The following is a 12,751-nucleotide window of genomic DNA, read 5'->3' as shown; positions in this document are numbered from 1 at the left end:
GGAATCGAGACAAATGATGACACAGTCCAATCCGTTCGAGAACCTGCAGGAGCAACTCGACGACGCAGGCGAGTATCTCGACGTGCGGGACGACGTCCTCCGGCGCCTCAAACACCCCGAGCGCGTGCTGGAGACCACCCTGTCCGTGGAGATGGACGACGGCACCATCGAGACGTTCACGGCGTTCCGCTCGCAGTTCAACGGCGACCGCGGCCCGTACAAGGGCGGCATCCGCTACCACCCGGGCGTCACCCGCGACGAGGTGAAGGCGCTCTCCGGCTGGATGGTGTACAAGACCGCCGTCGTCGACATCCCGTACGGCGGCGGGAAGGGCGGCATCGTCATCGACCCGAGCGACTACTCCGAGGACGAACTCGAACGCATCACGCGAGCGTTCGCGAAGGAACTCCGCCCGCTCATCGGCGAGGACAAGGACGTGCCCGCGCCGGACGTGAACACCGGCCAGCGGGAGATGAACTGGATCAAAGACACCTACGAGAAACTCGAGAACACCACCGCGCCCGGCGTCATCACGGGGAAGGCCCTGGAGAACGGCGGGAGCGAGGGCCGCGTCGAGGCGACCGGTCGCTCCACGATGTTCGCCGCCCGCGAGGTGTTCGACTACCTCGACCGCGACATCGAGGGCGCGAGCGTCGCCGTACAGGGGTACGGGAACGCCGGCTCCATCGCCGCCTACCTCATCGAGGACCTCGGCGCGAACGTCGTCGCCGTCTCCGACTCCTCGGGCGCCATCTACAACGAGGACGGCCTCGACGCCCGAGACGTCAAGGAGTACAAGGCCGAATCCGGGAGCGTCACCGGCTACGACGGCGCAACCGAGGAGATGACCAACGAGGACCTCCTGACCCTCGACGTCGACCTCCTCGTCCCCGCCGCGCTCGAGAACGCCATCGACGGCGACCTCGCGCACGACGTGGACGCTGACGTGGTCGTGGAGGCCGCCAACGGCCCGCTCACGCCGGACGCCGACGACGTGCTCACGGAGCGCGGCATCACCGTCGTACCGGACATTCTCGCGAACGCGGGCGGCGTCACCGTCTCGTACTTCGAGTGGGTGCAGAACCGCCAGCGCTTCCAGTGGACCGAACAACGCGTCAACGAGGAACTCGAAGCCGTCATCACGGACGCCTTCGACGCGATGACCGACGCTTTCGAGGACACCGGCGCGCCGAACCTCCGCACCGCCGCGTACGTCGTCGCCGTCCAGCGCGTCGTCGACGCCTACGAGGGCAGCGGCAGCTGGCCGTGACCTAACCCAGCAACTCTTCGAGCGCGTTCTGTTCTGCTCTCGTCCCAACCGTCACGAGGAGGTCGCCGTCCGCCACCTCGAACTCGGGGTCGGGGTTCGCAATCGTCTCGTCGCCGCGCTGGACGGCGATGACCGAGACGCCTGTCTCCGCTCGCACGTTCATCTCCGCGAGCGTCCGCCCGGCGAACGACGACCCGTCCTCGACCTCCCACCACTCGATGATGGCGTCCCCGAGCGGGACCGTGAGCGACCCGACGTCCACGGACTCGAAGTACGCGCCCTCGAGGATGGAGCCGAGTTTGTTCGCTTGGTCGCTGGAGAGGTCGAGGAGTTTCTCGCTGTCGGCGTCCGGGTCCGGCCGCCGGAACACCTCGCATCGCCTGTCGTGGTGGACGACGACCACGACGCGCTCGCCGCCGCCGATGTCCATCTCGAACTTCCGACCGACGCCCGGAATGTCGGTCTCGTAGACGGTCATGGTCGGACTTCCGGCGGCCGGAGCAAAAGCCTACCGTCGGTCCGGCGTGACTACCCGGTGGCCGGGAGGTACCGCTCGACCGCCCCCGAGTACTGCATCAACACGGTGCCGAGGACGCTCATCACGAGCACGTAACCGACTGCGAACGCGTACACGTCGTTCGCGAGCGCGACGGGAATGGTGGTGCCGGCGGCCGCCGTCGCGGCGGCGGCGATGATGAGCGAGAACTCGCCGCGGGTCACGAGCGCGAGCCCGACGCGCAGCGACCGCCGGTCGGTGAGCCCGTACGCCTGACCGCCGTAGTAGCCGCTCACGACCTTCGCGGGCGCGGAAACGGCGACCGCGACGGCGAGGACGTCGAGGACGCCGACCACCGCGGCCGGGTCGGTGAGGAGGCCGATCCAGAAGAAGAAGACGGCCGCGAACGTGTCTTTCACGGGTGTCAGGCGCTCCTCGACGACGTGCGCGAACTCCGTCGTGCCGAGCGCGGTGCCGACGAAGAACGCGGCGACCGCTTCGCTGACGCCGACCGCGAGTGCCGCGCCGGCGACGAGGACCGTCAGGCCGACCACGCGCAAAACGAAGTACTCCGCGGAGTTCGTGTCCAACAGCCTGGCGAGCGCCGGTTCGCCGACGGCGACGAGCACGCCGAGGACGGCGAGGAAGCCGACGGCGACGCCGACAGTCGGCGCGGCTTCCGCCAGCGTGCCGCCGCCGAGGACGACCGCCGAGACGACGGCGAGGTACACCGCGATGACGAGGTCCTCGAAGACGAGCGTCCCGAGGACGGGCCCGCTCTCCGGGTTCGCAATCCACCCGAGGTCGAGTAGCGTCTTCGTGATGACGGCGCTCGACGAGATGTAGACGATGCCGGCGACGAGTACGCCGGCGCGCAGCGACCCGAACAGCGCCCACCCGAGCGCGAGCCCGACGGCGAAGTTCACGGCGAAGTCCGCGACACCCGCTCGGAGGAGACTCGACCGCTCGCGCACCAACCGCCCGAGGTCGAACTCCAGGCCGAGGAACAACAGCAAGAAGACGATGCCGAGTTCCGCGCCGACGGCGACGAACTCGCTCTCGTGGACGTACGGGAGTCCGGCGCCGCCCGCGACGTACTCGTTGACGGCGATGCCGGCGACGATGTAGAGCGGAATCGGTGAGACGCCCGCTCTGTCGGCGAGCACGCCCACGGCTGCCACCGCCGCGAACATCACGCCCGCCTGCAAGAGGAGTGTCTCGGCCATCGTCTTTCCTCTCCGCGGGCAGCGACTTAAGCGGTCGTGTCCCGGCTACAGGTAGCCGGCGTCTGCGAGTCGCTCGACGGCTTCTTCGAGTCGCTCGGTGCTCGCCGCGTACGAGAGGCGCGCGTACCCCGGCGCGCCGAACGCCGACCCCGGAACGGTCGCGACGTGCGCGTCCTTCAGCGCGTCCTGGCACCACTGTTGGTCATCTTCTGTTACGGGGAGCATCAGGTAGAATGCGCCGTCCGGCGTGGTCACGTCCTTCCCGTGTTCGGCGAACAACTCGACGAGGCGGTCGCGGCGGGCCTCGAACGCCTCGACCATCTCCGCGACGGACTCGTCGGTGTTCTCCAGCGCCTCGACGCCCGCGCGCTGGACGAAGTTCGTCGCCGACGACACGGAGTGCGACTGCACCTTCCCCGCCTGCGAGACGACTTCCTCCGGCGCCGCGAGGTAGCCGAGTCGCCACCCGGTCATCGCGTACGCCTTCGAGAAGCCGTTGATGGTGACCGTGCGCTCGAACATCCCGTCCAACGCCGCGAGGCTGACGTGCTCGCGGCCGTAGTTGATGTGCTGGTAGATTTCGTCGGAGACGACGGTCAGGTCGTGTTCGACCGCGAGGTCGCGGACGCCCTCCATCGCCTCGCGGGAGTACACCGCGCCCGTCGGGTTGCTCGGGGAGTTCACCACGAGCAACGCGGTGTCGTCCGAGACTGCCTCGGCGAGGTCGTCGAGCGCCGGTTCCAGTTGGAAGTCGTGGGCCGCGAGGTCGACACGCGAGAGTTCGCCGCCGGCGAGTTTCGCCATCGCCTCGTAGGACACCCACGCCGGGTCCAAGAGGACGACCTCGTCGCCGTCGTCCACGAGCGTCTGGAACGTCTCGTAGAGGGCCTGCTTCGCGCCCGGCGTCACGATGACGTTCCCGGCGTCGTAGTCGAGGCCGTCGTCGCGGAGCTTCGACGCGATTGCCTCCCGGAGTTCCGGCACGCCGTTCGACGGCGCGTACCCCGTGTGGCCGGCGTCCATCGCGTCCTTCCCGGCCTGCTTGATGTTCTCGGGCGTGTCGAAATCCGGTTCGCCCACCGAGAGGTCGACGACGTCCACGCCGTCCGCTTCCAGTTCGCTCGCGAGGTTGCTCACCGCGAGGGTCGCACTCGGTTCGACGCTGGTGACTCTGTCCGTGAATCTCATAGTTCCTCCACGAGGGCTATCGCGCCCTCGACCGCGTCCGCTCCCTTGTCCACGCGCTCCCGTGCTTCGGCCCCGGACATTCCCGGCCCCAACACGCCGTACGTCACCGGCGTGTCCCGGTCGAGGCTCACGTCCGTGAGTTTCTGTGCCGCCGCGTTCGCGATGACCTGGTCGTGGTCCGTGTCGCCGGTGACGATTGCGCCGACGACGGCGACCGCGTCGACTTCGTCTCGTCGCGCGAGTCGGTCCGCCGCCAGCGGCGCGTCGTACGCCCCTGGCACGTGTACCGTCTCCACCACGTCAGCGTCCGCGTCGGCGGCCGCGTCGCGCGCCGCGGACTCCATCTGTTCGGTGACGCTGCGGTTGAACTCCGCAACGACCAGCCCGAGACCTACCATACTCGGACGGTGGCCCGGCCCGGACAAAGACCTACCGCTACCAGGCAACGCTGGCCAAACGCAGCGCCGTTCACACGGAAAACTTGTATGCACCCGGGTCCGTTGGGCGAACAACGCATGGTCTCTGCCCGGTCAGGACGCCGCCGTGCCGTCGTCGCCGTCGCCGCCGCCACCCTCCTCGCGCTCGCCCTCCGCTTTGCGTTCCTCGGCGAACGCGTCTTCCACTGGGACGAGGCCCGGGTCGGCTACTGGATTCTCCAGTACCAGGCCTCCGGCGAGTACGCCTACCGCGCCATCGTCCACGGTCCGTTCGTCTTCCACGTCAACGAGTTCCTGTTCGGTCTGTTCGGCACCTCGGACTTCGTCGCGCGCGCCGTCGTCGCCGCCGTCGGCGGCCTCTTCCCGCTCTCTGCGCTCCTCTTTCGCACGCGCCTCGACGACGTGGAGGTCGCCGCGCTCGCCGGCCTGCTCGCGCTGAACCCGCTGCTCGTCTACTACTCGCGGTTCATGCGCAGCGACGTGCTCGTCGCCGCGTTCGCCGTCACCGCACTCGGCCTCGTCGTGCGCGCGATGGACACCCGGAAGGGCGGCTACCTCGTCGCCGCCGGCGCGTTCCTCGCGCTCGCGTTCGCCTCCAAGGAGAACGCGCTCGTCTACGTCGGAATGTTCGCCGGCGCGACCGCGCTGCTGTTCGACGCGCGCCTGTTCACCGCCCGAACGCGGGGCGAGTCCTGGGAGTCCGCCGCCCACGACCAACTCCGGTGGGCGGCCCGCGGCCTGCTCGCGTGGCGGCGCGCGCTCGCCGGCGCCGCACTCGCCTTCCTCGCGGTCACCGTCCTCTTCTACGCGCCCCGGCCCGCGTTCTACGACGCGTTCGGCGACCCGTCGCTGATTCCGGGCGTGCTCGCCGACGCGACGTGGGGCGCGTGGCAGGAGTTCTGGGGGACGTGGGGCGTCGGCGGCGTCAGCCGCGAGCAGAGTTACGTCGCGTTCCTCGAACACGCCGTCCGCACCCTCGGCGCCACGTCGCTGATGCTGTCGGCGGCCGCCGTCGTCGGCTTCCTCGCGGAGCGCTACGTCGCCGACGACCCCCGGGATTTGGTGCTGTTCGCGGGCTACTGGGGCGTCGCGAGCGTCGTCGTCTACCCCGTCATCACCGACATCTCCGGGCACTGGTCGGTCACGCACGCGGTCGTCCCGCTCGCGATTCCCGCGGCGGTCGGCTTCCGCCTCGTCGTGGACCGCGGGCGGCGCGCGCTCCAGTCCGACGACCGCGTCGGCGTCGGGCTCGCCGCGCTCGTGTTGCTCGCCGCCGTCGCCCAGATGGGCGTCGTCACCGCCGAAACGTCGTACATCATGCCACAGGACGACGACAACACGCTCGTCCAGTACGGCCAGCCGGCGAGTGACATGCGGGAGACGCTGGACGCCGTCGAGTCCGTCGCCGAATCCCACGACGACGGCACGGACGTGTTGTTCTTCGGCGACCACTTCCACGTGTACGGCGACTACGACAAGACCGAACCGAGCGGCGTCGCGGACACGAACTGGTTCAACCGCCTGCCGCTCCCGTGGTATCTCGAACGCGCGGGCGCGGTCACCGACTCGACGGTGTCGGTGTCCGACCTCACGAACTGCGAGCGCTCGGTGACCGACCGCGAGTTCGAGTCGTGTCGCGCGCCGGTTGTCATCGCTCGCGCGGGACACTACGGCGACCTGAACCCGGTTCTCTCCGAGCGCGGCTACGAGAGTTGGACGTACGAACTCACGTCCCGGAACACAATCTTCGTCGTCTGGGTCGACACCGACGCCGCGGGATATCCGAGTTCGTGAACACTACCCGGGTGCGTTCGACAATTCTTATGCAGGAGTAGGCGCAAGTCATCGCTGATGACGGTGCCCGTACCCGGCGCGACAGTCGGCGTCGTCGGCGGCGGCCAACTCGGTCGCATGCTCGCCGAGGCCGCCAGCCCGCTCGGCGTCGACGTGGTCGCGCTCGACCCGACGCCCGACTGCCCGGCCGTCCCGCCGGCCACAGCACAGGTCACAGCCGCGTTCGACGACGCCGAGGGCGTCCGCGAACTCGCAGAGCGCGCGGACGTGCTCACGTACGAAATCGAACTCGCGGACCCCGACCTCCTCGAATCCGTTGCCGCCGATGCCGACGTGGAAGTCCACCCGACCCCGGACACCCTGCGCACGATTCAGGACAAACTCGTGCAGAACCGCGCGCTCGAAGACGCCGGCGTTCCCGTCCCCGACTTCACCGCCGTGGACGACGCCGACGACCTCGAAGCCGCGTTCGACGACCTCGGGTCGCCGCTGATGGTGAAAGCGCGCACCGGCGGCTACGACGGCCGCGGCAACGCGCCCGTCGAGTCGGTCGCGGAAGCGAGAGAAGCCTTCGACGGCCTCGACGGCCTCGTCGCCGAGGAACTCGTGGACTTCGAGCGCGAACTCTCGGTCATTGCGGTGCGGGGCGACGGCGAGACGGCGACGTTCCCCGTCGCCGAGAACGTCCACGAGGACGAGATTCTCCGCGAGTCCGTCGTCCCGGCGCGCACCAGCGAGGACGTCCGAGAACACGCGACCGCTGTCGCCCGCGACGTCCTCGGTGCGCTCGACGGTCGCGGCGTGTTCGGAATCGAGTTGTTCGAGCGCGAGACCGACGACGGCACCGAGATTCTCGTCAACGAAATCGCGCCCCGGCCCCACAACTCCGGGCACTACACAATCGAGGGCTGTCACACCTCCCAGTTCGAGCAGTTCGCGCGCGCAGTCTGTGGCCTCCCGCTCGGCGCGACCGGGCTCCGCGGCCCCGCCGTGATGGCGAACATTCTCGGCGACCCGGACGCCGAAAAACGACCCGCAGACCTCGCGGGCGCCCCCGACGCGCTCGCGAAGCCCGGCGTCTCCCTGCACTGGTACGGGAAACGCGAGGTTCGTCCGCTCCGCAAGATGGGTCACGTCACCGCCGTCGGCGCTGACCGCGAGACGCTCCTCGACCGCGCTCGAGCCGCCCGCGACGCGACTGGCTTCGAGTAACCCGCGCCTACCGCAACAATCTACTCACACCAATGACGACTGTCACCGACCTCGTCGACCTGTTCGAATCGGAAGCCGACCGCGACCGCCCCAGCGAGGAGACACCCGACGTGGGCATCGTGATGGGGAGCGACTCCGACCTCGACGTGATGATGGGAACCGAGGACGAGAAGGGCGCCTACGACGCGCTCACCGACCTCGGCTTCGCCGAAGTCACGGACTACGACGACGCCCCCGTGGGCTACTCCTTCGAGACGTGGGTCGTCTCCGCCCACCGCACTCCCGACCTGATGTACGCGTACGCCGAGACGGCCGCCGACCGCGGCCTCGACGTGATTATCGCGGGGGCCGGCGGGAAGTCCGCCGACCTCCCGAACATGACCGCGTCGCTCGCGTACCCCATCCCCGTCGTCGGGGTTCCCGTCCAGGAGAAGTCCGTCGACTCGGTCATCGGCATGCCGACCGGCGCACCCATCACCGCCGTCGACGCCGGGAAGTCCTACAACGCCGGCCTGTCGGCGGTCCAGATGCTCGCCACGGACGACGACGAACTCGCCCGTCGACTCCGAGACCTGCACGCCGACCAGTCCGCCGGCGTCGCCGACGTCTCCCGCGAACTCCACGAGCGCGGCACCCCCGAATTTCGCGCCTCGCGAGACTGACTGACAACTCCCGTCGGCGCCAATCCGCGAGGCGGCCTGAAACTCCCGAAAACGCGCCCCTCGGGGCGTAAAGGCATAAATCAACGTTTATGGGCGTGCGGTTCGAACCCCCGCACGTCACGGAGATAATCCTATGAATCCATGGATCGCCATCGGTATGCTGGCGCTCGTAGGCGTGCTCATCCCAGTCGGGATGATGACCGTCTCGGCACTCCTGCGACCCAGCGTACCTGAACAAGGGAAACGAGCCACGTATGAGAGTGGTGAGATACCGACGGGGAACGCGCGCCTCCAGTTCAACATCCAGTACTACATGGTGGCGCTGCTGTTCGTCGTCTTCGACATCGAAACCGTTCTCATCTTCCCGTGGACCGTCATCTACCGCGACGCCCTGCAACTGCCCGGCGTCGGCCTGACCGAGGTACTCGCCCCGATGCTCGTCTTCATCGGCGTCCTCGTCGTCGGCCTCGCATGGGCGTGGCGCAAAGGCGTCGTCCAGTGGGTGCGCTCACCACGGCACGAACGGAGGAAACCAAATGAGCAGTGACCAGCCACGCGACAGTATCAAGGGGACCAGCGACCCGCTGACCGCCACGCGCGAAGACCGCATGGGCGAAGGCGTCGACAGCCGGTTCAACTCGAAACTCCGGGAGGCGTTCGGCTCCACGCCGTTCATCCTCACGAAGTTCGACAAGTTCATGAACTGGGTGCGCGGGTCGAGTATGTTCATGCTGCAGTTCGGTATCGCCTGCTGCAGCATCGAGATGATGCACACGTACGCGGTGAAACACGACCTCGACCGATTCGGGTCCGGGGTTCCGCGTGCGTCGCCGCGGCAAGCCGACGTGATGATCGTCCCGGGGACGATCGTCTCGAAGTTCGCGCCGCGCATGAAGCGCGTCTACGACCAGATGCCGGAGCCGAAGTTCGTCGTCAACATGGGGAACTGTTCGACGTCCGGCGGCCCCTTCCAGGAGGGGTACAACGTCGTGAAGGGCGCCGAGGAGGTCATCCCCGTGGACATCCACGTTCCGGGTTGCCCGCCGCGCCCCGAGGCGCTCGTCTACGGCGTCGCCAAACTCCAGGAGCGCGTCGCCAACGGCGAGTCCTCGCCGGTGACGGTGAAGCCGTACGAACTCGAGCAGTTCGGCGACCTCGAACGCGACGAGATGGTAGAGAAGATGGCCGAGGACATCGACGAGGAGACCCTCGTCATGCGCTACAACTGGGCTGATTCGCCATGAGCACGCAGAAGGAATCCGACGCCGGCGCGGACGCCCCCGCGACGACGGGCGGCCTCGACGGCGACGACATCGAAGCGCTGCTCGGCGAGCACGTCCTCGACCGCGAGGAGCACAACAACGCTCCCGCGTTCGTCGTGCGCGCCGACGCGGTCCAGGACGTCCTCAGCACGCTCAAAGAGGAGGCCGGCTTCGACCACCTCTCCTGTGTCACCGCCGAGGAACACGAGGACCGCTTCGAGAGCATCTACCACCTCAAGCAGTACGACGACCCGACCGAGGAGGTCAGCGTCGTCGTGCCGACCAGCCGCGAGGAACCGGTCAGCCAGACCGCTGAGCCCGTGTTCCGCGCGGCCGACTGGCACGAACGCGAAGCCTACGACCTCGTCGGCGTGAACTACGAGGGGCACCCGAACCACGAACGAATCCTGCTCCCCGACACGTGGCAGGGCCACCCGCTGGGGCTCGACTACAACCAGGACAAACCCCAGATTGTCACGTTCGAGGAGAACAAGAACCCACTCGAAGGACACCAGCGCGGCGCGGAGGACTCGGACACGATGTACCTCAACGTCGGTCCCCACCACCCCGCCACGCACGGCGTCCTCCACGTCGAGACGGTCCTCGACGGCGAACAGATTGCGGACGTCAGCCCCGACATCGGCTACCTCCACCGCTGCGAGGAGCAGATGGCCCAGAAGGGCACGTACCGCTACCAGATTATGCCGTACCCCGACCGCTGGGACTACGGCCCCGGCGGCATCATCAACGAGTGGGCGTACGCCCGCGCGGCCGAGGACCTCGCGGACATCGAGGTCCCCGAGTACGCACAGGTCATCCGCACGATGGGCTCGGAGATGTGCCGCATCGCGTGTCACATGCTCGCGCTCGGGACGTTCTGTCTCGACATCTACGGCGACTTCACGGCAATCTTCATGTACGCCATGCGCGACCGCGAGGAAGTCCAGAACCTCCTGGAGGACCTCACGGGCCAGCGCATGATGTTCAACTACCTCCGCCTCGGCGGCGTCGTCTGGGACATCCCCGAGCCCCGCGAGGAGTACTTCGAGAAGGTCCGTGACTTCCTCGACGGCCTCCCGGGCAAACTCGACGAGTACAACGACCTCATCACGGACAACGAGGTCTTCCAGTCCCGGACCGTCGACACCGGCTACCTCGACCCCGAGGTTGCCAAGGACTACGGCGTCACCGGTCCGGTCGCGCGAGCGTCCGGCGTCGACTACGACATCCGTCGCGACGACCCCTACGGCTACTACGACGAACTCGACTGGGACGTCGTCACCGAGGACGGCGGCGACAACTACGCCCGCCTCCTCGTCCGCATGCGCGAAGTCGAGCAGTCCGCGCGCATCATCGAGCAGTGCGTCGACCTGCTCGAGGACTGGCCCGAAGAGGACCGCGAGATTCAGGCCAACGTCCCCCGCACCCTCAAGCCCGACGCGGGCACGGAGACCTACAAGACCGTCGAGGGCGCGAAGGGCGAACTCGGCATCTACATCCGCGCCGACGGCACCGAGAAACCCGGCCGCTTCAAGATCAAGAGCCCGGCGTTCTGTAACCTCGCCGCGCTCCAGGAGATGGCGACCGGCGAGTACATCCCGGACCTCATCGCCACGCTCGGCAGCCTCGACGTGATTCTCGGGGAGGTGGACCGATAGATGGCGACGCCGACGCCACTCCCCGACACCATCGCCGACCTGCTCGGCCTCACCGGGTTCCTCGGTGAAGCCGTCGCGATGTTCATCGCGGCGTTCCTCATCGGGAACATCATGCTCGCCAACGCAGGCGTCGCCGGTCCGTGGGCGAAACGCAAGATCACGGCGGCGTTCACCGACCGCATCGCGGTCAACCGCATCGGGCCGTTCGGACTGCTCATCATTCCCGCGTCCGCAGTCCAACTGATGGCGAAAGAACTCATCATCCCCGAGGAGGTCGACCGTCCGGCGTACGACCTCGCGCCGGTCGTGCTGGCGTTCTCGGCCCTGCTCGGATTCGCCGTCATCCCGATGGGTAACGGCATCCACCTCGCGGACCCGGAGAGCGGCCTCGTGTTCGTCTTCGCCGTCGCATCGATTGCGAGCCTCGGGCTCCTGATGGGCGGGTACGGGTCGAACAACAAGTTCAGTCTGCTCGGCGGCCTGCGCGCCGTCGCACAGAACGTCGCTTACGAGATTCCGCTCGTCGTCACCGCGGCGTCCGTCGTGTTGTTCACGGGCACGCTCCAGATGAGCGGTATCGTCGCGGCGCAGACGGAGACGCTCGTGACCATCGCGGGTATCCGCATCCCCGCGTGGTTCGCGTTCGTGAACCCGTTCGCGTTCGTGCTGTTCATGGTGGCGAACCTCGCGGAAGTCGGGCGTAACCCGTTCGACACGCCCGAAGCGCCGACCGAGATTGTCGCCGGGTACATGACCGAGTACTCGAGTATCTACTTCGTCCTGTTCTACATGGGCGAGTTCATCCACATCTTCCTCGGCGGCGCCATCGTGACGACGCTGTTCCTCGGTGGACCCGCGGGGCCGGTGTTGCCCGGCTTCGTCTGGTTCATCATCAAGATCTGGTCGGTGTTCCTGTTCACGCAGTGGTGTCGCTCCGCGATGCCCCGCGTGCGCATCGACCAACTCATCGAGATTGGCTGGAAGGGCATGCTCGTCCTCTCCTTCGTCAATCTCGTACTCACTGCTGCGATTCTCGGGGTGACCGGACTATGATAGGCCTCCTGAAGTCGATGGCAACGACGATGAAACACGCGCTCAGCGGGGAGACGTTCACCGTCGAGTACCCCGAAGAAGCGCCGGAAGTCAGTCCGCGCTTCCGCGGCGTCCACAAGTTCAGCCAGGAGCGTTGCATCTGGTGTCGACAGTGCGAGAACGTCTGTCCGAACGACACCATCCAGATCGTGACGGACAAGCAGCGCAACGGCGAGCAGTACAACCTCCACGTCGGCCAGTGCATCTACTGCCGGCTCTGCGAGGAGGTCTGCCCCGTGGACGCCATCCTGCTCACCCAGAACTTCGAGTTCACTGGGGACACGAAACACGACCTCGTGTTCAACAAAGAGCAGTTGAAGAACGTACCGTGGTACAACGACATCGACCCGCTCGCGTCTCGCGAACCCGACCGCGGTGCGTGGATCGGCGAGGGCGAAGGCGAGGTTGACTACCAGTAAGACTCGCGCCCGTCTCGAAACCTACAAAGGGCGTA

13 protein-coding genes are annotated in these 12,751 nt (G+C 67.4%); 9 read left to right on the top strand and 4 right to left on the bottom strand.

All coding sequences use genetic code 11. The annotated features are described in order from the left end of the window. Nucleotides 1–16: 16 nt before the first annotated feature. Entirely contained in the window at nt 17–1,270 is a 1,254-nt protein-coding gene (locus tag LT972_RS09480; RefSeq protein WP_232569841.1) for a Glu/Leu/Phe/Val family dehydrogenase, read from the top strand. Nucleotide 1,271: 1 nt separating this feature from the next. Here the strand turns inward: LT972_RS09480 and LT972_RS09475 are convergent, their stop codons facing one another. Genes LT972_RS09475 through ribH form a run of 4 tightly spaced genes read right to left on the bottom strand, consistent with a single transcriptional unit; the run spans nt 1,272 to nt 4,578 of the window. Continuing rightward, a complete protein-coding gene (locus LT972_RS09475; RefSeq protein ID WP_232569839.1) occupies nt 1,272–1,748 on the bottom strand; it encodes a cation:proton antiporter regulatory subunit in 477 nt (158 codons plus the stop codon). A gap of 50 nt (nt 1,749–1,798) precedes the next feature. Beyond that, on the bottom strand, nt 1,799–2,992 hold the full coding sequence (locus tag LT972_RS09470) for a cation:proton antiporter (protein WP_232569837.1): 1,194 nt from the start codon (nt 2,990–2,992) through the stop codon (nt 1,799–1,801). A 45-nt stretch (nt 2,993–3,037) separates the two neighbouring features. After that, complete coding sequence (locus LT972_RS09465) at nt 3,038–4,180, bottom strand: pyridoxal phosphate-dependent aminotransferase (RefSeq protein ID WP_232569835.1); 1,143 nt, start codon at nt 4,178–4,180, stop codon at nt 3,038–3,040. Continuing rightward, complete coding sequence (ribH, locus tag LT972_RS09460) at nt 4,177–4,578, bottom strand: 6,7-dimethyl-8-ribityllumazine synthase (RefSeq protein ID WP_232569833.1); 402 nt, start codon at nt 4,576–4,578, stop codon at nt 4,177–4,179. Before ribH ends, LT972_RS09465 begins: the two co-directional genes overlap by 4 nt. Nucleotides 4,579–4,695: 117 nt before the next feature. Between ribH and LT972_RS09455 the strand changes: the two genes are divergently transcribed. The 8 genes from LT972_RS09455 to LT972_RS09420 all read left to right on the top strand — a co-directional run bounded on the left by LT972_RS09455 (nt 4,696) and on the right by LT972_RS09420 (nt 12,716). Next, entirely contained in the window at nt 4,696–6,411 is a 1,716-nt protein-coding gene (locus LT972_RS09455; RefSeq protein WP_232569831.1) for a flippase activity-associated protein Agl23, read from the top strand. Nucleotides 6,412–6,465: 54 nt separating this feature from the next. Then, the gene (locus tag LT972_RS09450) at nt 6,466–7,623 is read left to right on the top strand and encodes a 5-(carboxyamino)imidazole ribonucleotide synthase (protein WP_269780554.1); all 1,158 of its coding nucleotides are present in this window, start codon (nt 6,466–6,468) and stop codon (nt 7,621–7,623) included. 32 nt (nt 7,624–7,655) lie between these two features. Beyond that, nucleotides 7,656–8,285 (top strand): 5-(carboxyamino)imidazole ribonucleotide mutase, encoded by a 630-nt coding sequence (gene purE / locus LT972_RS09445; protein ID WP_232569827.1) that lies wholly within the window; start codon nt 7,656–7,658, stop codon nt 8,283–8,285. Between the two features lie 133 nt (nt 8,286–8,418). Continuing rightward, nucleotides 8,419–8,832, top strand: coding sequence for an NADH-quinone oxidoreductase subunit A (locus LT972_RS09440; RefSeq protein ID WP_232569825.1), 414 nt, complete (start codon nt 8,419–8,421; stop codon nt 8,830–8,832). Continuing rightward, a complete protein-coding gene (locus LT972_RS09435; RefSeq protein ID WP_232569823.1) occupies nt 8,822–9,529 on the top strand; it encodes an NADH-quinone oxidoreductase subunit B in 708 nt (235 codons plus the stop codon). The genes LT972_RS09440 and LT972_RS09435 overlap by 11 nt, the downstream gene beginning before the upstream one ends. After that, on the top strand, nt 9,526–11,205 hold the full coding sequence (locus LT972_RS09430; RefSeq protein ID WP_232569821.1) for an NADH-quinone oxidoreductase subunit D: 1,680 nt from the start codon (nt 9,526–9,528) through the stop codon (nt 11,203–11,205). Before LT972_RS09435 ends, LT972_RS09430 begins: the two co-directional genes overlap by 4 nt. Then, nucleotides 11,206–12,258 carry a complex I subunit 1/NuoH family protein gene (locus LT972_RS09425; RefSeq protein WP_232569819.1) on the top strand — a complete coding sequence of 351 codons (1,053 nt, stop codon included), beginning with the start codon at nt 11,206–11,208 and terminating at the stop codon, nt 12,256–12,258. Further along, nucleotides 12,255–12,716 carry a NuoI/complex I 23 kDa subunit family protein gene (locus LT972_RS09420; RefSeq protein ID WP_232569817.1) on the top strand — a complete coding sequence of 154 codons (462 nt, stop codon included), beginning with the start codon at nt 12,255–12,257 and terminating at the stop codon, nt 12,714–12,716. Before LT972_RS09425 ends, LT972_RS09420 begins: the two co-directional genes overlap by 4 nt. Nucleotides 12,717–12,751 lie beyond the last annotated feature (35 nt).

It is taken from the genome of Halobacterium litoreum (genome assembly GCF_021233415.1).
GTDB lineage: Archaea > Halobacteriota > Halobacteria > Halobacteriales > Halobacteriaceae > Halobacterium > Halobacterium litoreum.
Note: the sequence above shows the minus strand (reverse complement) of the source record. Positions and strands in the feature narration are given on the sequence as shown.